Genomic DNA, 20,830 nt, shown 5'->3' with positions numbered 1-20,830 from the left:
CAAACCACGGAACTTTTCCGGAATAATTAACGGAAGCAAATGCAAAGCATTACCATTCGCGCGCTCGAATTCTTCCACCCTTTCGGATGCGCTTTTCAATGCCTGCCCCGTTCCGTCTCACGCCCGTCACGCTTGGGCTTTCCGCCTTTTTGTCCTCCGGTTTCGCTTACTCCGCGACCGAGCTTCCTGCCACGTCGATCAACGCCGAAGCGCAGGCCGACGACCCACGCGTAAAAGTCAGCAACACCGCGACCCGCACCTCCACCCCGGTGCGCTACGTGCCGCAGGCGATCGACTCGATCAAGACCGCCAACGTCGCGGATTACGGCATCAATGACATCGAAGACGCCCTGAGCGGGATTCCCAACGTCAGCGGTGGAGGCGACACACGCTTCGACAGCCTGCGCATCCGCGGTTTCGATGCCAGCAACGACTTCTATCTGGACGGCATTCGCGACGACAGCCAGTACAAACGCGATCTGCATAACATCGAACGCGTTGAGGTGCTCAAGGGCCCGGCCGCCGTACTGTACGGCCGTGGCAGCCAGGGCGGGATCGTCAATCGCGTCAGCAAGGCACCCGAGGCCGGCCGCCGCTCGACCATCGAGGCCCAGGGTGGCAGCGAAGATCTGCGCAGCCTGTACGCCGATCTCAGCGCCGACCCGAGCGAAAACATCAGCCTGAGCCTGAACATGGGCAACATGGACGAGAACAGCTTCCGCGACGGCGTCAGCGGCAACCGCAAACTGTTCGCGCCGTCGATGAGCTGGCAGCTCACCCCTGACCTGAACTGGCTGGTGCAATACGAATACAGCCGCTACAACCGCACGCCGGATCGCGGCATTCCCGGGGTCGGTGGACGTCCGGCGGATGTCGGCCGGGACACGACCTACGGCAACGATCACGACTTCATCGACGACAAGACGCAATCCTTGCGCTCGCGACTCAGCTATGAACTCAACGACAACTGGCAACTGCGCCACACCCTCGGTGTGTTCAAGCTCGACAGCGATTTCGACAACACCTACCTCACCGGCTTCGACGCGAAAACCAACAAGGTCACCCGCCAGCACTGGCAACAGGACCTGACCACCCGCAACGTCTACAACAACGTTGAGCTGGAAGGCGGATTCGATACCTTTGGCCTCGAACATCGTCTGCTGACCGGGATCGAAACCGGCAGCCAGCGCCGGGACCCGACGCTTTACAACGCGGCAACCGGCCGTGGCACCCAACCGGTGCCGTCGCTGGACCTGTACAACCCGGATCGCAGCCAGCGCCACATCGGGCGCATGCAGGTGTCGAGCAGCAGCCACACCGAAGTCGAAAGCCGTGCGATCTACGTTCAGGATCAACTGCGCCTGAACGATCAATGGCAACTGCTGGCCGGTCTGCGCTACGACACCTTCGACATCGAGTCGACCAACAAGCTGCGCAACATTTCCGAAGACCGTGACAGCCACAGCACCAGCCCGCGTTTCGGCGTGGTCTGGACACCGCTGCAGAATCACTCGTTCTACGCCTCGTGGACCAAGACCTTCTCGCCGGTCGGCGGCGGTCTGATCGGCATCACCCCGGGTGCGGCCGGCAACACCAACGACCTGAGCCCGGAGCTGACCAAGCAGAAGGAAATCGGCGTCAAGAGCGACTGGCTCGACGATCGCCTGAGCACCACCCTGGCGATCTACGAGCTGGAGCTCTACAACCGCCGCACCACTGATCCAAACGACCCGACTCTGACCGTACTCAGCGGCCTGCAACGTTCACGCGGGATCGAACTGACCGGCACCGGCAAGATCGTCGGCAACTGGTACGTGCGCGGCGGCGTTGGTGTACAGGACGCGACCATCGAGAAGGACAACAACGGCCTGGAAGGCAAACGCGTCAACAACGTCGCCAAGCACAACGGCAGCCTGTTCCTGACCTGGAAGCCGGAGATGGGCTGGTACGGCGAAACCGGCCTGACCATGGTCGGTCAGCGTTACGCCGACAACGCCAACACCACCGTGTTACCGGGCTACGGTCGCTGGGACGCCCTGGTCGGCTACCGCCACAAGGACTGGGACTTGCGCGCAGCGTTGAACAACATCACCGACCGCGAGTATTACGCCTCGGCCACCAGCGCCTTCCAGATCCAGCCGGGCGCACCGCGCAGCCTGGTCATGACCGGCACCTACAGCTTCTGATTCGCGCCCATAAAAAAAGCGCTGCCATCCCGGCAGCGCTTTTTACAATCCTTGTTTGTTCTTCTTATCCTTCCATCACATCCCAAAGTGCATCCAGTTCGGCCTCGCTGAACAGGCCAGCGGGGTAACGCTCGATCATCATCCGGCGCGGATCAGGTTCCCTGATCTGACGCGTTCCATTGGACTTCAACCAGTGCGCGACAATCTGGAGCGACTCACTATTTACCGCCATGGGATGCAACGTCCGCTCGCTGATTACGTTCACTTCGGCGTTCATTTCAGCGCTCTCTCCCCGTTCGTGAGCGGCTACGTTATCCAAGGTTTATGACAGAACTGTTGAAGTTCTCCCCCCTCCCTAGTGCGTCATGAGCGATACAAGAGCTATGCCAACGTAATGAAATTGTCGACCGGCGGACATAAAGAAACCCGCAGTCCTGACGGGCTGCGGGTTTCTCTTCAAGCGCGGGCAACAAATGACTGCCCGGTCGATTTTCCAATCAACTCAAGCTGTTACATCCGCACTCACTCTTTGTGCGGCGCGGGTTGCTGTTGGGTAAGGCAGTGAATGTTGCCGCCCCCCAGTAACAGTTCGCGGCCTGGCACCATCACCACTTCGTGTTGCGGGAACAGTTTCTGCAGGATTTCCCGGGCCGGAGCGTCCATCGGATCGTCGAAGCTCGGCGCGATGATGCCGCCGTTGACGATCAGGAAGTTCACGTAGGAACCGGCCAGACGCACGCTCGGGTTGCGCTCCTGAGTGCCGTCCACCGGATCCACGCCCGCGCACTCCTCTTCGGTGGCAAACAGCGGCCCCGGGATCGGCATCTTGTGCACCGTGAACGGGCGGCCCTTGGCGTCGGTGCTGCTTTCCAGCACTTTCATCGCAGCCTGGCAGCGCGGGTAGTTCGGGTCCTGCGGATCGTCGGTCCACGCCAGCAGCACTTCGCCCGGACGCACGTAGCAGCAGAAGTTATCCACATGGCCGTCGGTTTCGTCGTTGAACAGGCCATCCGGCAGCCAGATGATCTTGTCCACCGACAGGTTGTCGCGCAGCACCGCTTCGATTTCTTCGCGGTTCAGGTGCGGGTTGCGATTGCGGTTGAGCAGGCATTCCTCGGTGGTGATCAAGGTGCCTTCACCGTCGACGTGAATCGAACCGCCCTCAAGCACGAAGCCTTCGGTGCGGTAGCGCGGGCTGCGCTCGATTTCGAGGATCTTGCCGCCGACCTGAGAATCACGGTTCCACGGCGAATACAGGCCGCCGTCAAAGCCACCCCAGGCGTTGAAGTCCCAGTTCACACCGCGCACTTCGCCGCTGTTGTTGATCACGAAGGTCGGACCGCTGTCGCGGACCCAGGCGTCATCGCTGGACATCTCGACCACGCGGATATTCGGTACATCGAGGCGAGCGCGAGCGTTTTCGTACTGGCCGGCGGAGACCGCCACGGTCACCGGTTCGAAACGCGCGATGGCCTTGGCCACCGCAGCGTGGGCAGCCTGCGCCGGCTTGCCGCCCAGACGCCAGTTGTCCGGACGCTCGGGCCAGATCATCCAGGTCTGGGTTTGCGGCGCCCATTCGGCCGGCATGTAGAAGCCATCGGCGCGTGGGGTACTTTTCAAGGTGGTCATGTCGATCAGGACTCCAGGGAACGGTCGAGGTTGTTCAACGCGCCGAACAGGTTTGGACGACGGACGATGGCGACTTTATAAACGATAAATATCGACTTTAAAAGCTAAAAACAAATATCGGGATTTGTTTTTGTCGATTAATACCGATAGAAATCGGTATTAATCGGACTGCAACAGGCTCAGAGGCCTTCTTCCAGCACCTTCGACAGCATGTCGACAAAGAAATCCACGCTCTGACGCGAAGTGACCATCGGCGGTTTGATCTTGAGGATGTTCAGGTCATCGCCGGTCGGCTGCATGAAAATCCCCAGCTCCCGCAGGCGATCGCACAGCAACGTGGTTTCTTCGGTCGCCGGCTCAAGGGTCTGTCGATTGCGGATCAGTTCGACCCCCAGATAGAACCCCGAGCCATGCACCGCGCCGACCAGCGGATGTTTATCGATCAACGCCTCCAGCCGCTGCTTGAAGTGCCCGCCGACGACCTGGGCGTTCTCCCAGAGCTTTTCTTCTTCCATGACATCGAGCACCGCCATGCCGATCTGGCAACTCACCGGACTGCCGCCGGCGGACGAGAAGAAGTAGCCCTCGGCTTCCAGCGCTTCGGCGATTTCCCGACGGGTGATCACGGCGCCCAGCGGCTGGCCGTTGCCCATGCCTTTGGCCATGGTGATGATGTCCGGCACCACGCCCTGCTCTTCGAAGCCCCAGAAGAAGTGACCCATGCGACCGTAGCCGACCTGCACCTCGTCGGCGATGCACACACCTCCCCGGGCGCGCACCAGTTCATAGACTTTTTTCAGGTAGCCCGGCGGCAGCGAAATCCCGCCCGCATTGCCGTAGACCGGCTCGCAGATGAATCCGGCCAGTTGCCGTTTCTGCTCGTCGATTTTCGCAAGGTTGTGTTCGACGCTGCGCACATAGTCCGGTGCCGAATCGAGGCCACGGAATTCGCCGCGATAGATGTTCGGCGCAGTCACCGGGTGCACCCAGTCCGGACGGCTGCTCAGGGCTTGCGGGTTATCGGCAATCGACGTCGATACCGCGTCCGCACCGACCGTCCAGCCGTGATAGGCCTCCAGCACGCTGAGCATGTCGCGCCCGCCGCTGTAGGCCCAGGCCAGACGGATTGCCAGATCGTTGGCCTCGCTGCCGCTGTTGACCAGGAACACCCGATCCATGCCTTCCGGCGCCAGCTTCAGCAAGCGTTCGGAAAACTCCGCGACCGCCGCATAGTTGAAGCGCGAGTTGGTGTTGAGCAACGACCACTGCCGGCTCGCGACTGCCGCCATGCGCGGATGGCCGTGCCCGAGCACCGCGACGTTGTTGAGCATGTCGAGGTAGGAGCGGCCCTGCATGTCGATCAGGTGATTGCGCCAGCCGCGTTCGATACGCGGCGGGTCGACGTAATAGTGTTTTTGAGTGCGGGCGAAGCTGGCGTCACGGCGGGCCAGCAGGGTTTTCGCGTCCAGCTCCGGCTCGGCGTCACAGGCCAGGCCCAGCAGTGCTGCCGGCGATGGGGACAGCGCCTGCCACGCCGGCGCGCGGGTCGGCGTACAGAACAGCGGCGCCTCCAGATGCGCATCGCGGACCAGTTGCACAATCAACGGACCGTCCACCGAACCCAGCACCTGGCCTTTGACCAGCGCCGCACCGCCATGCAACGACGGCGTCACGCCCCATAGGCGCAGGCTCAGTTGCGGGCCGTCAAGTCGCAGCGCACCGTCGGCCGACAAATGCAGTACGCCGGCGAACGGCGCTTCGACCGCTGTCCCTTGAGGCACACGCAATTCAACGTGCAGCGGGAACGTCTCGGGCTCATCGGCGCTGTCAGGCCGGGTACGTGACAAACGGTATTGCCCGTATCGACTGGCAGCCAGACCATGAATCTCGGCGGCTTCATTCAACAGGCGTTGATCGATGCCTGGCTGTTCCCAGTTACCCGCCTCGAAATGCGCGCTCAACACACCCAGATCGATCAGCGCGAACTCGCGCCCGACCAGCCCCGGCAACAACGGCACGGAGCCTTCACTGTCGATGGCCGGCAATGCCTGCCCGACCGCCGAGAGAATCGCCGCCTCCATCAACGCCAGCGGTACCGACGTCGCGACCCGGAAGATTTCCCACTCATGGGTGAGGTTGTCGCGGCTGTAGGTATTGCCCGGGTCGATGCTGACCTGTTGCTCACCACTGAGCACCAGCACCGCCGCCCGCGCCACGATCAGCGGCCACAGCGCCTGCAACTCTTCGGGTTGCAGCGGATTGACCGCGTGATAGGCCTGCACCGCCGGCAGGATCACGAACGGATCGCCCCCGGCGTGATGCAGCAACGCGGCACAGGTAACCGACAGATCGGTGATGCGCCAGGTACGAACCAGATCGCCGAAATCGATGACACCCTGCAACTGCCAGTGCCGCCGGGCATTGCGCTGCCAGACCACGTTGTCGTCGGTGATGTCCATGTGGATCGCCTGCACCGGGAGCTTTTCCAGCAACGGTTGCAGTCGGCGACGGGCCTGTTCGGCGGTCTCGGCGATCAGCGCGCGCTGCTGCTGATCCTCGATCACTGGCAGCAGATGCTCGATCAGTGCGCTGGCGTGGCGTGCGTCCCACTGCAAGGTGCGCTCAAGTCCCGGATGGTCGAACCCGGCCAGGGCCAGGTCCATTTCGCCGCAGAGCCGACCGAATCCGGCGACAACTTCGTGGCCAAGATGATCGAGCGCGGTCAGCGGCTGACCTTCGATGTAATCGAGCAGCCGCACGTGCACCGCTTCACCGCCGATCTCCAGCGACAACAGGTCCTGGCCGTCATTGGCCGGGATGACCCGGGGAACATGGACATCGCAATGTTCCGCCAGATACTTCAGGCCGGCGTGCTGGGCCTGCAACTCCACCAGCGAATAGTCGCCCCGGCAGATCTTCAGCACGAACCGCCCGCGCTCACTGTCCACGCGATAGTTGAGGTCCTGCTGACTGCCCAGCGCCTGCAGCGTGCCGCTCAGCCCGTAATGCTGCGACAGTACCTGCAAGGCCTGCTCAGCAGTGACCTGTGGGCCTGGAAGACTGGCGCGGTGAATCAACGTGGCGAACGACATGGAACGACCCCTGAAATTTTATTAGGCGCCTATATCGCCACTGCTTCGGGCGATAAGCAACCCCCGACCATCCGTCCCCCGTGCGCTGTGTGGCGGGCATATTTGCAAGTCTGCACTCGCGCCCACCGGCACTTTGCGCAAGAATGTCGGCCATCCAAACCAGTCACTGGAAAATTTTCATGAATGTAATCACCACCGACCTGCCCGGTGTTCTGATCATCGAACCCAAGGTATTTGGTGACGAGCGCGGTTTCTTTTACGAAAGCTTCAATGCCAAGGCTTTTCAGGACGCAACCGGCCTGGATACACAATTTGTTCAGGACAACCATTCCCGCTCGCAAAAAGGCGTCCTGCGCGGTTTGCATTACCAGCTGCAAAACACCCAGGGCAAACTGGTCCGCGTCACGGCCGGTGAAGTGCTCGACGTGGCCGTCGATATCCGTCGCAGCTCGCCGCACTTCGGCAAATGGGTTGCCGTACGTCTGTCCGCCGACAATCACCGTCAGCTGTGGGTACCGGAAGGTTTCGCCCATGGTTTCGTGGTACTGAGCGAATTCGCCGAATTCCTCTACAAAACCACGGACTACTACACCCCATCGGCCGAGCGCAGCATTCGCTGGGACGACCCGGATCTGGGCATCGACTGGCAACTGGACGAAGCACCGAAACTGTCCGCCAAGGATCAGGCAGCGGCCTTGCTCAAGGATGCCGACGTCTTTTCCTGAAGTGCCCCAAGCCTAGGCATAATGCGCCTGTATCCACAGGCGCCCGATGCTCATGACTCCGACCCTTCCCCGCCGCCCCCGCTGGCGCAGCCTCGCCCTGCTGGCCCTGTGCCTGGCCCCGCTGCTGTGGCCGCTGGAACATCTGGCCGAGCGCTACTACCGCAGCGAACTGATCGGGCAGAACCGCCAGACCCTCGACCTCTACGTCGCCAACCTGCTGGGCACCCTGCATCGCTACGAAGTGCTGCCACAGATCCTCGGGGATCTGCCGGCCCTGCGGGCGATCATCGGTGCGCCGGACGACGGCGTCACCCAGGGCAATGCCAACCGCCTGCTAAAGAACATTGCTGCCCAGACCGGCGCCGAAGTCATGTACCTGATGGACACCACCGGCCGAACGCTGGCGGCCTCGAACTGGGACAAGCACGACAGTTTCGTCGGGCGCAATTTCTCGTTCCGGCCTTATTTCAGTGAAGCCATGGCCGGGCGCCTGGGCCGCTTCTTCGGCCTTGGCACCACCTCTGCCAAGCGCGGCTACTTTTTCGCCGCGGCCGTGCGCAATGGCGAAAAAATCCTCGGCGTGCTGGTGATCAAGGTCGACCTCGATCACACCGAAAGTCTGTGGGGCAAAACCCCGGAGCAACTGCTGGTGACCGATCACAACGGCGTGGTCATCCTTACCTCGCGTCCGGAATGGCGCTTTCGCTCGACCCGCCCATTGAGTGGCGACGAACGCTCGGCAATCACCGCGATCCAGCCATACCCGACCCGCGAGCCGCGTCCATTGAACCTCAGCCCGACCGCCTGGCTGACCCAGACCCGGGACATCGAAGAAACCGGCTGGAGCGTCAGCATTCTTGCGCCGCGCACGCTGATCGACCGTCCGGTGCGCACTGTGGTGGCCGTCGGCGGTGCGACGTTGCTGGTGGTGATGCTGTTGCTCGGTCTGATGATGCAGCGCCGCCGCCATTACCTGGAACGGATCGCTTTCGAAGCCAAGGCGCGACGGGAACTCGAAGGCCGGGTCGCCGAACGCACCAGCGATCTGGAAGGACTCAACCGGCGTCTGAAACAGGAAGTGCTGGAACGCGAACAGGCCCAGCAGGAACTGGTACGCGCCCAGGACGATCTGGTGCAGGCCGGCAAGCTGTCGGCGCTGGGCACCATGTCGGCGAGCATCAGCCACGAACTCAATCAACCGCTGGCAGCGATCCGCAGTTACGCGGAAAACGCCGAAGTGTTGCTTGATCATCAGCGCACTGAAGATGCTCGCGGCAACCTCAAGTTGATCAGCGAACTGACCGGGCGCATGGCCTCGATCATCGCCCACCTGCGCGCCTTCGCCCGTCGCGACCGCCACGCCCCGGAAAGCGTGGCCCTGCAACCGGCGCTGGACGATGCGCTGGCGCTGCTGGCCAAACGTCGTAGGAGCATGGATGTCGAACTGATCCGCGACTTGCCCGCCGCGACCTTGTGGGTCGAGGCCGGGGAAACCCGTCTGCGCCAGGTCCTCGGCAACCTGCTGGCCAACGCCCTCGATGCCCTGACCGAGAAAGGCCCGCCGCGCAAATTGTGGCTGAGTGCCGAATCCACCGGCGAGGGCGTCAATCTGTACATTCGTGACAACGGCCCGGGTTTCTGCATGGAAGCCCTGGGCCGCGCCAGCGAACCGTTTTACACCACCAAGACCCGCACCCAGGGGCTTGGTCTGGGGTTGGCCATTTGCGAAACCCTGATGCGCGCCTTCGGCGGTGAACTGTCGTTCGCCAACCACAAGCAAGGTGGCGCCTTGATCACCCTGCGGCTGCGCGCCGGCGCGCCCGGGGTCAGCCTGCAACCGTCCGAGGATCGAAGTGCATGACCATCGACAACCGCATTCAGGTGGTGCTGATCGACGACGATCCGCACCTGCGTCAGGCCCTCGGCCAGACGCTGGATCTGGCCGGCCTGAAAATCCTTCCGCTGTCCGAAGCCAAGGGCCTGGCCGCCCAACTGGAGCGTGACTGGCCGGGGGTGGTGGTCAGCGACATCCGCATGCCTGGCATGGATGGTCTTGAGTTGCTCCATGAACTTCACGCTCAGGATCCCGAGCTGCCCGTGCTGCTGATCACCGGCCATGGCGACGTGCCGCTGGCCGTGCAGGCCATGCGCGCCGGCGCCTACGACTTCCTCGAAAAACCGTTCGCCAGCGACGCACTCCTCGACAGCGTACGCCGCGCACTGGCCCTGCGCCGTCTGGTACTGGACAACCGCAGCCTGCGCATGGCCCTGAGCGACCGCAACGAACTGAGCGCCCGACTGGTCGGCCACTCGGCCCCTATGGCACGCCTGCGCGAGCAGATCGGCGCACTGGCGGCGACCAAGGCCGACGTCCTGATCCTCGGCGAAACCGGTGCTGGTAAAGAAGTTGTCGCCCGCGCCCTGCACGATCTGTCGAGCCGGCGCAACGGTCCGTTCGTGGCGATCAACGCCGGAGCGCTGGCCGAATCGGTGGTGGAAAGCGAGTTGTTCGGTCATGAGCCCGGCGCCTTCACTGGCGCGCAGAAGCGCCGGATCGGCAAGTTCGAATTCGCCAATGGCGGCACGTTGTTCCTCGATGAAATCGAAAGCATGAGCATGGATGTGCAGGTCAAACTGCTGCGCATGCTGCAGGAGCGAGTCGTCGAACGCCTCGGCGGCAATCAATTGATCCCGCTGGACATCCGCGTCATCGCCGCAACCAAGGAAGACCTGCGCCAGGCCGCCGATCAAGGGCGGTTCCGGGCGGACCTGTATTACCGCCTCAACGTCGCACCGCTGCGCATCCCGCCGCTGCGTGAACGGGGCGAAGACGCGCTGGTGCTGTTCCAGCACTATGCCGATGAAGCCAGCGCTCGCCACGGCCTGCCACCCCACGAGCTGCAACCGGCGCAACGGGCGTTGCTGCTGCGTCATGCATGGCCGGGCAATGTGCGGGAATTGCAGAACGCGGCGGAGCGTTTCGCCCTCGGCCTGGAACTGGCGCTGGACAACTCTCAGCCCGACGGCAGCGGCGCGACCATCGAAGTCACCAGCGGAGGCCTCAGTGAACAGGTGGAACATTTCGAGAAGTCCTTGATCGCCGCCGAGCTGGCCCGCTCGCACAGCTCGGTGCGCAGCCTCGCCGAAGCCCTGGGCATTCCGCGCAAGACCCTGCACGACAAACTGCGCAAGCACGGACTGAACTTCGCCGACAGCAGCAACCATGGAGACGAATCCGAATGAAGCACGACAGCCAATATCTGGAATCCGTCCTCCATCACGACATCCCGCTGACCCGGGACATGGGCCTCAAAGTGCTCGACTGGCAGGAACAGCAACTGCGCCTGCATTTGCCGCTGGAGGCCAACGTCAATCACAAGAGCACCATGTTCGGCGGCAGTCTGTATTGCGGCGCGGTGCTGGCCGGCTGGGGCTGGCTGCATCTGCGCTTGAAGGAAGAAGGCATCGACGACGGACACATCGTCATTCAGGAAGGACAGATCAGTTATCCGCTGCCGGTGACCGGCGATGCCATCGCGATCTGCCCGGCGCCGAGTGCGGCCGTGTGGAAGAAATTCCTGGCGATGTATCAGCGTTACGGGCGGGCTCGATTGACCCTGCAGACGCGGATCGTCAATGCGGGCAGTGATGAGGAGGCGGTGACCTTCAGCGGGCAGTACGTGCTGCACCGCTGAGGTGTGGAAAGGTACTCAGGAGCGGGACAGTTCCAGCAGCTTCGCGCGCCATGCGGCTTTTGCCGGCAGCGCCAGGAAGAACTCGTTCAGCAGTGATTCCCGCGCCGGGTAGCAGAAGGCTTCACCGTTCAACCCCAGCACCTCGCCACCCGCGCCTTCCAGCACGCCTTGCGCCGCCGCCGTGTCCCATTGGGATGTCGGCGCCAGTCGCGGATAGCAGTCCGCCGCACCTTCGGCCAACAGACAGAACTTCAACGAACTGCCGATGTTGGCCAGTTGCAACTCTCCGAGGCTTGCGCTCAATCCGGCCAGCAAGCGCTCCTGCTCCGGGCTCGAATGACGACGGCTGGCGACCACGGTGAATGCTTCGCCTGGCCCCGGCACGTCACGCACCTTGATCGCCATCGGCGTGCCGCCCGTTTCGCCACGCCATGCACCGAGCCCGGCACCGCCGACGTAGAAACGCCCGTTGGTGGGCATCGAAACCACCCCGAACACCACGCGGCCATTTTCGATCAGGGCGATGTTGACGGTGAACTCTTCACTGCCGCTGATGAATTCCTTGGTGCCATCCAGCGGATCTACCAGCCACCAGCGCTGCCAGCCGGCGCGCACGCTTTGCGGGATGTTGGCGTCCTCCTCGGACAACACCGGGATGCTCGGATCCAGCGCCGTCAGGCCAGCGACGATCACATGGTGCGCGGCGAGGTCCGCAGCGGTCACCGGCGAATCATCGGACTTGGCGGTGACCGCCACATCGGCGCGCCAGAACGGCAGGATCGCCTCGCCGGCCTGCAGCGCCAGCTCAACCACCGGTGCCATCATCGGATGGGGAAAACTCATCGACATCTCACTCATGACTGGAAAACGCCGCGCTGGGTCAGCAGATCGCGGGCCAGGTACAACGCCGCCAGGGCTCGACCTTCGGAAAATTGCGGATTTTGCGCCAACGAAGAGAGATCCCGCAGGTTGACCTTGTCCACCCGCATCGGCTCCGGCTCATCGCCTTCCAGTCGTTCTTCGTACAGATCGCTGGCGAGCACCACCTGGATTTTCTGGCTCATGTAACCGGGGGACAACGACAACTCGGTCAGGTGCTCCAGCTGCCGCGCGCCAAAGCCGGCCTCTTCCTTGAGCTCACGCTCGGCCGCCGCCAGCACATCCTCGCCCGGTTCGATCAACCCTTTGGGCAGGGACAGTTCGTATTCATCGGTACCGCCGCAGTACTCCTCGACCAGCACCGCGTGCTCGGCATCGAGCATGGCCACGATCATCACCGCGCCATAACCGGCGCCCTTGCCCACCAGCCGCTCGTAGGTACGCTCCACGCCGTTGGAAAAGCGCAGCTTCAGCTCTTCGACGCAGAACAGACGGCTGGTGGCGACGATTTCCCGGGCGAGTACGGTTGGTTTCTGGCGCATGCAAAGCTCCTTGGCGTGAACGCGCTACTATAACGCGGCTTTTCCGATTGTTTGTGTCGGATATCTTTCTACCGTTCGAGACGTTGCCATGCCTTCATTACCGTGGTCCGACATCGATACCGTTCTGCTGGACATGGACGGCACGTTGCTGGATCTGCACTTCGACAACCACTTCTGGCTGGAACACTTGCCACAGCGCTATGCCGAACTGCATGGCGTGAGCCGGGCCATGGCGGAAATGGAATTGCAGCCGTTGTTCGAGCGCCATGCCGGTCAATTGCAGTGGTATTGCCTGGATTTCTGGAGCGCGGAACTGAAGCTGTCGGTGCGTGAACTGAAACTGGAAACCGCCCACCTGATCGCGTTGCGCCCCGACGCCGACACCTTTCTGGCCGCGATCAAACGGGCCGGCAAACGTGTGGTGATGATCACCAATGCGCACCGCGATTCACTGTCGCTGAAACTGGAACGGGTTGAACTGGCGCCCTACTTCGAGCGACTGATCAGCTCTCACGATTACGGATTTCCCAAGGAGAACCCGCAGTTCTGGGATGCCTTGCAGGCCGATATCGGTTTTGACCCGGCGCGCAGTCTGTTCATCGACGACACCTTGCCGATCCTGCGCAGTGCGCGGGATTTCGGGGTGGCGCATCTGTTGGCGGTAAAGGAACCGGACAGTCGCAAGGGGCCGAAGGACACGGCGGAGTTTGCGGCGGTCGAGGATTATCGTGATTTGATCAGCGGACTCTGAACGTTGCAGGAGCTGCCGAAGCAGCTCCTGCAGGTGTGTTGTCAATCAGGAATACGCAGCGTCTGCCCCGGATAGATCTTGTTCACATCCTTGAGCATTGGCTTGTTGGCTTCGAAGATCTTGTTGTACTGGTTGGCGTTGCCATACACCGCCAGGGAAATCGCGCTGAGGGTGTCGCCCTTTTTCACCACCACAAAACGTGCGGCGGCCACCACCGGCCCGGTGACCGTGATCTGGTCATCGACACTGCCCACGCCTTCGATATTGCCGACGGCCAGCAGAATCTTCTCTTTCTCTTCCTGGCTCGCCACTTCGCCGGTGACCGTCACCTTGTCGCCGTCCACGGTGGCCTGGACATTCGGGTTACCCAACCCGACTTTGTTGATGTGTTCCTTCAACTGCTCGCTGGCATTGGCGTTGCCGGGGGTCAGCAGGTCGATCAGCTTCTCACCGGCCTCTTTTACAAAGCTCAAAAGACTCATTGCGCACACTCCTTGATTTAAGTTCCAGACGCCCAAGCCTAGACCACCCCGAACCCCGCCGGTTCCGGCCCGACCAATGACCCTGCCCCCGTGCAAGCGGTAGAATCGCCCACCCTTGCCAGCGCCCCGGAGCGAAGATGGACATCAAGCAGCTGAAATTCCTCATCGCCCTCGACGAAACCCGCCACTTCGGCCAGGCCGCCGCCCGCTGCCACATCACCCAGCCGACCCTGTCGATGCGCCTGCGCAGCCTCGAAGAAGAACTCGATCTGCCGCTGGTCAATCGCGGCCAGCGCTTCGAAGGCTTTACCGCGCCAGGCGAGCGAGTGCTGGCCTGGGCCCGTACCGTGCTGGCGGCCTATGACGGCTTGCAGGCGGAAGCGGCTGCCTGTCGCGGCAACCTGATCGGCACCCTGCGCCTGGGGGTAGTGCCGCTGTCGAGTTTCGATCCGCTGCCGCTGATGCAACGCCTGCACGCTGCACACCCGGAGCTGCGCTTCGAACTGTCGGCGCTCAGCTCCGAGCAGATCCTCGAACAACTGGCGGACAACCGGATCGACATTGGCGTGTCCTATCTGGATCGTCTCGACAACGAACGTTTCGAATCCCTGGCGTTCGACGAAACCCGCATGGGCCTGCTCTACGATCAGCGCTCCTTCAGTTTCGGCGAAGCACCACTGAGCTGGCAGGCGCTGATCGAACTGCCGCTGGGCATGCTCACCAGCGGCATGCACTTTCGCCAGTCCATCGACCACAACTTCCACAGCCGGGGCCTGACACCGCAGCCGCTGTTGCAGACCGACGCCGTGCATCAATTGTTACAAGCCGTGCACGGCGGATTCTGCTGCGCGATCATGCCGCTGGACGGCGGCCTCGAACGCCTCACCGATCACTTGCGGCTGCAGCCTATCGAAAACGCTCAGACCCTCGCCCGACTGGGGCTGATCATGCGCCGTGGTGCCCCGCGCTCGGCGCTGGCCGAGGCCTGTTTCGCGCTGTATCAGAAATCGCCCGCGGCCGCTTGATCGACGGCATCTATCGATAGATCGACACTAGCGATTAGACGCGACAAGTTGCCGCGCCTAGTCTTAACGTTGATCAATCCGTCGGTGATGCCATGAACGCCAAGCGCCCGGCCTGCGCGGCGCCTGCACTCGAAACGCCCGCGCCCGCCGCCAGTCAGACCTACAGCTACAGCGACCTGCCCCTGGCGGAGTCGGCCAGCACCGCGCTGGCCGAGGAAGTCGCCTTGGCGATTGCCTACAACGGCATCAGCCAGGCCGTGATGCTGGTGACGCCAACCGACCTCGAAGACTTCATCGTCGGCTTCAGCCTGGGCAGCGGCATCATCGAAGACGCCACCGACATTTATGACCTGCAACTGACCGGTTCAGGCTCGGCGCAGTACGCTCAGGTGACCATCGCCAATCGCGCGTTCTGGAACCTCAAGCAGCAACGTCGGCAACTGGCCGGCACCAGCGGTTGCGGGTTGTGCGGCGTAGAAGCGGTGGAACAGGCGTTGCCCGATCTCAAGGTCTTGCCCGGCGCGCCTTTGCCGCCGGTCGAATGGCTCGACGGTCTGCGCCAGCGCATCGGCGCGTTCCAGCCGCTGGGCCAGCATTGCGGCGCGGTACACGCGGCGGTGTTCATGAATGCCAGCGGTGAATTGCTGCTGGGCCGTGAAGACATCGGCCGGCACAACGCCCTCGACAAACTGATCGGGGGCCTGGTCCGGCAAAAGATATCCACAACCGGCGGCCTGGCGATTGTCACCAGCCGTTGCAGCCTTGAATTGATCCAGAAAGTCCTGCGCGCCGGGATCCAGACCCTCGTCAGTCTGTCCGCACCCACCGGCCTCGCCGTGCAATGGGCCCGTCGCCACAACCTCAATCTCATCCACCTGCCGCAGAAAAACGCGCCGCGGGTGTATAGCCCAGAAATGGAGAAACACCCGTGAGCCAACACCATCAAGCCGACCAGAAACCCGTCCCGCGCTACAAGCCCTACAAGGGCGCAGCCGGCGGCTGGGGCGCGCTGATCAGCGTGGCCCAGGCCTGGTTGACCAGCGACAACGCGCTGAAAAACCTGCGCATGATGCTCAAGACCAACCAGAACGGCGGCTTCGACTGCCCGGGCTGCGCCTGGGGCGATTCGCCGGAAAGCGGCATGGTCAAGTTCTGCGAAAACGGCGCCAAAGCGGTGAACTGGGAAGCGACCAAGCGTCGAGTGGATGCAAAGTTCTTCGCCAAGCACAGCGTCACCGCGTTGCTGGAGCAGAGCGACTACTGGCTCGAGTATCAAGGTCGCCTGACCGAGCCGGTGGTGTATGACGCCGAAACCGATCGCTACAAACCGATCAGCTGGGACGATGCCTACGCGCTGATCGGCAAACACCTGCAAGCGTTGTCGAGCCCGGACCAGGCCGAGTTCTACACCTCCGGTCGCGCGAGCAACGAAGCGGCGTATCTGTATCAGCTGTTCGTCCGCGCTTTCGGCACCAACAACTTCCCCGACTGCTCGAACATGTGCCACGAGGCCAGCGGCGTAGCGCTCGCGCAAAGCGTCGGCGTCGGCAAAGGCACCGTGACTTTCGACGATTTCGAACACGCCGATGCGATTTTCGTCTGGGGCCAGAACCCGGGCACCAACCATCCGCGCATGCTCGAACCGCTGCGTGAAGCGGTGAAGCGCGGCGCTCAGGTGGTCTGCATCAACCCGCTGAAAGAGCGCGGCCTGGAACGTTTCCAGCATCCGCAGCACCCGATCGAAATGCTCACCAACGGCGACAAACCGACCAACACCGCCTATTTCCGCCCGGCACTCGGCGGCGACATGGCGGTACTGCGCGGCATGGCCAAGTTCCTGCTGCAATGGGAGCGGGATGCGCAGAAGGCCGGTGCGCCGGCAGTGTTCGATCACGACTTCCTCAATGAACACAGCGTCAACGTGCTGGAGTACCTCGGCGTCGTCGATGACACGCCGTGGGAGCAGATCGTTGAGCAGTCCGGCCTGACCCTGGTGGAAATCGAGCAAGCGGCGCGCATGTACGCCAAAGGCAAGAACGTGATCATGTGCTGGGCGATGGGCATCACCCAGCACCGCCACTCGGTGCCGACCATCCAGGAAATCGCCAACCTGATGCTGCTGCGCGGCAACATCGGCAAACCCGGCGCCGGTCTGTGCCCGGTGCGCGGCCACAGCAACGTGCAGGGCGACCGCACCATGGGCATCAACGAGCGTCCGCCGGTGGCGTTCCTCGATTCCCTGGAGCGTCGCTTCCAGTTCAAGGTGCCGCGCCACAACGGGCACAACGTGGTCGAAGCGATTCACGCGATGGCCGAAGGTCGCGCCAAGGTGTTCATCGGTCTGGGCGGCAACTTCGCTCAGGCCACGCCGGACAGCCCACGTACCTTCCAGGCCCTGCGCAACTGCGACCTGACCGTGCAGATCAGCACCAAGCTCAACCGCAGCCACCTGGCCCACGGCAAGGACGCATTGATCCTGCCGTGCCTGGGCCGTACCGACATCGACATCCAGACCGAAGGCCCGCAAGCCGTCACCGTGGAAGACTCGTTCAGCATGGTGCACGCCTCCAACGGTCAGTTGCAGCCGCTGTCGAACCAGATGCGCTCGGAGCCGTCGATCATCGCCGGCATCGCCGCTGCGACCCTGGGAAGCAAACCGGTGGACTGGAACTGGCTGGTGGCCGACTACCGGCGCATCCGCGAACTGATCGCCGACACCATTCCGGGCTTCAAGGACTTCAACGAGAAGGTCAAGAACCCGGGCGGCTTCTACCTCGGCAACAGCGCCGGCGCGCGCAAGTGGAACACCACGTCGGGCCGGGCCAACTTCAAACCGAACATGCTGCCCAAGGACCTGATTCACGAGCGCACCCGCGCCACCGGTAAACTGCCGGACCTGATCCTGCAATCGATGCGTTCTCACGATCAGTACAACACCACGATTTATGGTCTCGACGACCGTTATCGCGGGGTGAAAGGACAGCGTGATGTGCTATTCGCCAACGAGGCGGACATCATTCGTCTGGGTTTCAAACCGGGGCAGAAGGCCGACATCGTGTCGCTGTGGGACGATGGCCGCGAGCGTCGGGTGAAGGGCTTCACGCTGCTGGCGTTCGATATTCCGGCAGGTCAGGCAGCTGCCTACTATCCAGAGGTGAATCCGCTGGTACCGCTGGAAAGCACCGGGGACGGCAGCCATACGCCGACGTCGAAGTTCATCGCGATCCGGTTGGAAGCGGCGAGTGAGTCAGGGTTGATCATGGCCAGGTCGGCCTGATACAAAACTTTTCTGCGCCCACAAAAAAGGCCGCTTTTGCATAAAAGCGGCCTTTGTGAAGTAGCTAAAGACCGGCCAAAATCGGTTAAGTTCCACCCAAAAATCAGTAACTTGCATAATTGTATACAAGTCGTGTTATTCGTCGGATTTCGATTGTCAGCCTTGTTACACAGCCTCAGGATCGCGCCGTCATCCCTTTGAGGCTCCTCTATGAAGTTCTCCCAGATTCTCTTGTTGTCCCTTGGCCTGGTCAGTGGCTTCGCTTCTGCCGGAGGCACCACCGAAGCAGGTGTGGGCGGCGCATTGGGCGGGGTTCTTGGCTCGGTCGTCGGTCAGTCTTTGGGCGGCAGCACAGGTTCAACCATTGGCGCAGCCCTGGGCGGCGCGGGTGGTAGCGCGGTTGGCGCCAACAAACACAGCCGTGGCGAAGCCGCCATTGGCGGTGCGCTGGGCGCAGCCGGCGGTAACGTGGTCGGCCGCAGCATGGGCGGCACCACCGGCAGCCTGATCGGCGCCGCAGCAGGTGGCGGCGCCGGTGGCGCGCTGGGTAACTACATGGGCAACGAGAGCAATCGCGAAGACCGTCGTTATGATCGCGGCCGTGATGATCGTCGCTACTACCGTGACTACCACCATGGTCGCGGCCATGCCTACGGCCATCGCAAGCACCACCGCTACTACCGCGACTGAGGCCTGACCTCGTTGCCGGTACAGCCAGATCGCAGCTCGCCCGAGCTGCGATTTTTTTTGCCTGTCAGATCGCCAGCCGCTCCAGCGCCCCGCGCAAACCCGCCGGGATCGCCACAGGCTGGTTCGACGCCCGATCAACGAATACATGAACGAAGCGCCCCGCCGCGCAGGCTTCATGCTCGCCAGCCTTGAACACGGCCAGCTCGTACTGCACTGAACTGTTACCCAGTTTTCCGACCCGCAAGCCGACTTCAATCAAGTCCGGAAATGCAATCGAGGCAAAGTAATCGCAGGACGAACTCACCACAAACCCTACCACCTCACCATCGTGGATATCCAGGCCACCGACCTGAATCAGGTAGGTGTTCACGGCCGTATCGAAAAAGCTGTAGTAGGTGACGTTGTTGACGTGGCCATAGGCATCGTTGTCGTGCCAGCGAGTGGTGATCGGCTGGAAATGCGGGTAATCGGTGCGTTGCGGCATCGGGTTGGACATCAATGTCGATTCCTTGAGTGATCGGCCCAGTCTAAAGGTAAAAACCCTTTCCTCGCGCTGCCAGCTCGCCAATCAATTGCGCTGGCCGCCATTGATCACCCTGCCGGGTCTCCAGCGCCAGCAACCGCTTGTGAATGTCTGCCAGCCCCTGATCGTCCGCCCAGGCCATAGGCCCGCCTCTCTCCGCCGGGAAGCCGTAGCCATTCAGATAAACCTGATCGATGTCATGGGCCGACTCGGCAATCCCTTCCTGCAGGATTTTCGCGCCCTCGTTGACCAACGCCAGAAGGCAACGCTCAAGGATCTCCTCGGACCCGATGTCACGGCGATGAAACCCCAGACCTTCGCTGACGCTCAACACCAGCGCATCCACCTCGGGGTCATGCTCGGCCTGACGACTGCCGGGCTCATAGTGGTAGTAGCCGTTACCGGACTTCTGTCCGAACCGCCCCAGCTCGCACAAGCGGTTATCCACCTGGACCTCTGGCGCGTCCTGGCCCTTGCCGGCGAGCTCACGGGCTCGCCACTCCAGATCGATGCCGACCACGTCGTACATGCGAAACGGCCCCATGGCAAAACCGAAGCCCTGCAACGTCGCGTCGATCTGCTGTGGCCAGGCCCCTTCGAGCAGCATCTTGCGCGCCTCGAGCACGTAAGGATGAAGCATGCGGTTGCCGATAAATCCGTGACAGTTGCCCGACACCACACTGACCTTGCCCATGCGCTTGCCCAGTTCGAGAGCCGCTTCCAGCACGGCCGGCGAGGTTCGCGCGCCACGGACGATTTCCAGCAATTTCATGATGTGCGCCGGACTGAAGAAATGCAGGCCCAGCACCTGGGTCGGCCGTCGTGTCGCGGCGGCAATTGCATCGATGTCCAGCGCCGAGGTATTGCTTGCCAGCAGCGCCTCCGGCTTCAGCAAGCCATCGAGCTCACGGAAGATCTTCTGCTTGAGCTCGAGATTCTCGTACACCGCTTCGATCACCAGATCGACATTGCGGATCGCCACATAATCCGCCGCCGTGCTGACCCGGGCGATTCGCGCATCGGCCTCGGCCTGATCGATCCGTCCCTGACGCACGTTGTGCGCATAGGTATCGGCCACCGCCTTCAGCGCCTGCTCGAGCATCTGTGGATTGTTGTCGACCCATTGCACTGACACGCCGGCGTTGGCCAGGCACATGACAATGCCGCGGCCCATGGTGCCGGCGCCGATCACGGCGGCCTGGCGGATTTCGAAGGATGTCTGGCTCATGTTGTTCTCTTGTTGGAGATCCAAAGACAGCCTTCACCATAGTCAGCCACCGGGCATTTTTGAAGTTTATTGCCGTGATGATCGACATTCAGCAAATGGATTCGAT

The 20,830-nt window shown here is 62.3% G+C and carries 18 protein-coding genes; 10 read left to right on the top strand and 8 right to left on the bottom strand.

The window, feature by feature from the left end:
* Positions 1 to 98: 98 nt before the first annotated feature.
* Positions 99 to 2,186 (top strand): TonB-dependent receptor, encoded by a 2,088-nt coding sequence (locus IF189_RS01485; protein WP_192552716.1) that lies wholly within the window; start codon positions 99 to 101, stop codon positions 2,184 to 2,186.
* 64 nt (positions 2,187 to 2,250) lie between these two features.
* Here the strand turns inward: IF189_RS01485 and IF189_RS01480 are convergent, their stop codons facing one another.
* The 3 genes from IF189_RS01480 to IF189_RS01470 form a co-directional block, all read right to left on the bottom strand.
* The gene (locus IF189_RS01480; RefSeq protein WP_065257771.1) at positions 2,251 to 2,463 is read right to left on the bottom strand and encodes a hypothetical protein; all 213 of its coding nucleotides are present in this window, start codon (positions 2,461 to 2,463) and stop codon (positions 2,251 to 2,253) included.
* Between the two features lie 245 nt (positions 2,464 to 2,708).
* Positions 2,709 to 3,815 carry an agmatine deiminase gene (aguA, locus tag IF189_RS01475; protein WP_114881031.1) on the bottom strand — a complete coding sequence of 369 codons (1,107 nt, stop codon included), beginning with the start codon at positions 3,813 to 3,815 and terminating at the stop codon, positions 2,709 to 2,711.
* Between the two features lie 179 nt (positions 3,816 to 3,994).
* A complete protein-coding gene (locus IF189_RS01470) occupies positions 3,995 to 6,907 on the bottom strand; it encodes an aminotransferase (protein ID WP_134825155.1) in 2,913 nt (970 codons plus the stop codon).
* A gap of 179 nt (positions 6,908 to 7,086) precedes the next feature.
* On the opposite strand from IF189_RS01470, the gene rfbC reads away from it, so the two are divergent.
* From rfbC to IF189_RS01450, 4 genes are read left to right on the top strand one after another with little or no spacing between them, the layout of a single operon-like run.
* Positions 7,087 to 7,632: a dTDP-4-dehydrorhamnose 3,5-epimerase gene (rfbC, locus tag IF189_RS01465; protein WP_134825154.1), complete on the top strand. Its 546-nt coding sequence runs from the start codon at positions 7,087 to 7,089 to the stop codon at positions 7,630 to 7,632.
* A gap of 52 nt (positions 7,633 to 7,684) precedes the next feature.
* The gene (locus IF189_RS01460; RefSeq protein ID WP_134825153.1) at positions 7,685 to 9,493 is read left to right on the top strand and encodes a sensor histidine kinase; all 1,809 of its coding nucleotides are present in this window, start codon (positions 7,685 to 7,687) and stop codon (positions 9,491 to 9,493) included.
* A complete protein-coding gene (locus IF189_RS01455) occupies positions 9,490 to 10,875 on the top strand; it encodes a sigma-54-dependent transcriptional regulator (protein WP_192552715.1) in 1,386 nt (461 codons plus the stop codon). The genes IF189_RS01460 and IF189_RS01455 overlap by 4 nt, the downstream gene beginning before the upstream one ends.
* On the top strand, positions 10,872 to 11,327 hold the full coding sequence (locus IF189_RS01450) for a thioesterase domain-containing protein (protein WP_192552714.1): 456 nt from the start codon (positions 10,872 to 10,874) through the stop codon (positions 11,325 to 11,327). Before IF189_RS01455 ends, IF189_RS01450 begins: the two co-directional genes overlap by 4 nt.
* 15 nt (positions 11,328 to 11,342) lie before the next feature.
* Here the strand turns inward: IF189_RS01450 and cysQ are convergent, their stop codons facing one another.
* Positions 11,343 to 12,176, bottom strand: a complete 834-nt coding sequence (gene cysQ / locus IF189_RS01445) for a 3'(2'),5'-bisphosphate nucleotidase CysQ (protein WP_192553550.1) — start codon at positions 12,174 to 12,176, stop codon at positions 11,343 to 11,345.
* A 5-nt stretch (positions 12,177 to 12,181) separates the two neighbouring features.
* A complete protein-coding gene (gene nudE, locus IF189_RS01440; RefSeq protein WP_085712729.1) occupies positions 12,182 to 12,748 on the bottom strand; it encodes an ADP compounds hydrolase NudE in 567 nt (188 codons plus the stop codon).
* A gap of 88 nt (positions 12,749 to 12,836) precedes the next feature.
* On the opposite strand from nudE, the gene yrfG reads away from it, so the two are divergent.
* Positions 12,837 to 13,499, top strand: coding sequence for a GMP/IMP nucleotidase (gene yrfG, locus IF189_RS01435; protein ID WP_085712728.1), 663 nt, complete (start codon positions 12,837 to 12,839; stop codon positions 13,497 to 13,499).
* Positions 13,500 to 13,540: 41 nt separating this feature from the next.
* Here the strand turns inward: yrfG and lysM are convergent, their stop codons facing one another.
* Positions 13,541 to 13,981 (bottom strand): peptidoglycan-binding protein LysM, encoded by a 441-nt coding sequence (lysM, locus tag IF189_RS01430; RefSeq protein ID WP_134825149.1) that lies wholly within the window; start codon positions 13,979 to 13,981, stop codon positions 13,541 to 13,543.
* Positions 13,982 to 14,118: 137 nt separating this feature from the next.
* On the opposite strand from lysM, the gene IF189_RS01425 reads away from it, so the two are divergent.
* From IF189_RS01425 to IF189_RS01410, 4 genes are all read left to right on the top strand, one after another.
* Positions 14,119 to 15,006, top strand: a complete 888-nt coding sequence (locus tag IF189_RS01425) for a LysR family transcriptional regulator (RefSeq protein ID WP_102620609.1) — start codon at positions 14,119 to 14,121, stop codon at positions 15,004 to 15,006.
* A gap of 92 nt (positions 15,007 to 15,098) precedes the next feature.
* On the top strand, positions 15,099 to 15,938 hold the full coding sequence (gene fdhD / locus IF189_RS01420; RefSeq protein ID WP_192552713.1) for a formate dehydrogenase accessory sulfurtransferase FdhD: 840 nt from the start codon (positions 15,099 to 15,101) through the stop codon (positions 15,936 to 15,938).
* Positions 15,935 to 18,283: an FdhF/YdeP family oxidoreductase gene (locus tag IF189_RS01415; protein WP_192552712.1), complete on the top strand. Its 2,349-nt coding sequence runs from the start codon at positions 15,935 to 15,937 to the stop codon at positions 18,281 to 18,283. Before fdhD ends, IF189_RS01415 begins: the two co-directional genes overlap by 4 nt.
* A gap of 210 nt (positions 18,284 to 18,493) precedes the next feature.
* Positions 18,494 to 18,973, top strand: a complete 480-nt coding sequence (locus IF189_RS01410) for a glycine zipper domain-containing protein (protein WP_085712724.1) — start codon at positions 18,494 to 18,496, stop codon at positions 18,971 to 18,973.
* A gap of 64 nt (positions 18,974 to 19,037) precedes the next feature.
* Here IF189_RS01410 and IF189_RS01405 read toward each other — a convergent pair whose 3' ends face one another.
* Entirely contained in the window at positions 19,038 to 19,469 is a 432-nt protein-coding gene (locus IF189_RS01405; RefSeq protein ID WP_167748720.1) for an acyl-CoA thioesterase, read from the bottom strand.
* A 31-nt stretch (positions 19,470 to 19,500) separates the two neighbouring features.
* Positions 19,501 to 20,724, bottom strand: coding sequence for a 3-hydroxyacyl-CoA dehydrogenase (locus IF189_RS01400; RefSeq protein ID WP_134825147.1), 1,224 nt, complete (start codon positions 20,722 to 20,724; stop codon positions 19,501 to 19,503).
* Positions 20,725 to 20,830 lie beyond the last annotated feature (106 nt).

Origin of the sequence: Pseudomonas sp. IzPS59, assembly GCF_014863505.1 — a bacterium.
GTDB classification, from domain to species: domain Bacteria; phylum Pseudomonadota; class Gammaproteobacteria; order Pseudomonadales; family Pseudomonadaceae; genus Aquipseudomonas; species Aquipseudomonas kribbensis.
The sequence above is the reverse complement of the archived record's forward strand: the minus strand, read 5'-3'. Positions and strand labels throughout refer to the sequence as shown.

Excerpts from the sequence above, each read along its gene's own strand:
- IF189_RS01485 (WP_192552716.1), top strand. The coding sequence starts at position 99 with ATGCCTGCCCCGTTCCGTCTCACGCCCGTCACGCTTGGGCTTTCCGCC.
- IF189_RS01480 (WP_065257771.1), bottom strand. The coding sequence starts at position 2,463 with ATGAACGCCGAAGTGAACGTAATCAGCGAGCGGACGTTGCATCCCATG.
- aguA (WP_114881031.1), bottom strand. The coding sequence starts at position 3,815 with ATGACCACCTTGAAAAGTACCCCACGCGCCGATGGCTTCTACATGCCG.
- IF189_RS01470 (WP_134825155.1), bottom strand. The coding sequence starts at position 6,907 with ATGTCGTTCGCCACGTTGATTCACCGCGCCAGTCTTCCAGGCCCACAG.
- rfbC (WP_134825154.1), top strand. The coding sequence starts at position 7,087 with ATGAATGTAATCACCACCGACCTGCCCGGTGTTCTGATCATCGAACCC.
- IF189_RS01460 (WP_134825153.1), top strand. The coding sequence starts at position 7,685 with ATGACTCCGACCCTTCCCCGCCGCCCCCGCTGGCGCAGCCTCGCCCTG.
- IF189_RS01455 (WP_192552715.1), top strand. The coding sequence starts at position 9,490 with ATGACCATCGACAACCGCATTCAGGTGGTGCTGATCGACGACGATCCG.
- IF189_RS01450 (WP_192552714.1), top strand. The coding sequence starts at position 10,872 with ATGAAGCACGACAGCCAATATCTGGAATCCGTCCTCCATCACGACATC.
- cysQ (WP_192553550.1), bottom strand. The coding sequence starts at position 12,176 with ATGTCGATGAGTTTTCCCCATCCGATGATGGCACCGGTGGTTGAGCTG.
- nudE (WP_085712729.1), bottom strand. The coding sequence starts at position 12,748 with ATGCGCCAGAAACCAACCGTACTCGCCCGGGAAATCGTCGCCACCAGC.
- yrfG (WP_085712728.1), top strand. The coding sequence starts at position 12,837 with ATGCCTTCATTACCGTGGTCCGACATCGATACCGTTCTGCTGGACATG.
- lysM (WP_134825149.1), bottom strand. The coding sequence starts at position 13,981 with ATGAGTCTTTTGAGCTTTGTAAAAGAGGCCGGTGAGAAGCTGATCGAC.
- IF189_RS01425 (WP_102620609.1), top strand. The coding sequence starts at position 14,119 with ATGGACATCAAGCAGCTGAAATTCCTCATCGCCCTCGACGAAACCCGC.
- fdhD (WP_192552713.1), top strand. The coding sequence starts at position 15,099 with ATGAACGCCAAGCGCCCGGCCTGCGCGGCGCCTGCACTCGAAACGCCC.
- IF189_RS01410 (WP_085712724.1), top strand. The coding sequence starts at position 18,494 with ATGAAGTTCTCCCAGATTCTCTTGTTGTCCCTTGGCCTGGTCAGTGGC.
- IF189_RS01405 (WP_167748720.1), bottom strand. The coding sequence starts at position 19,469 with ATGTCCAACCCGATGCCGCAACGCACCGATTACCCGCATTTCCAGCCG.
- IF189_RS01400 (WP_134825147.1), bottom strand. The coding sequence starts at position 20,724 with ATGAGCCAGACATCCTTCGAAATCCGCCAGGCCGCCGTGATCGGCGCC.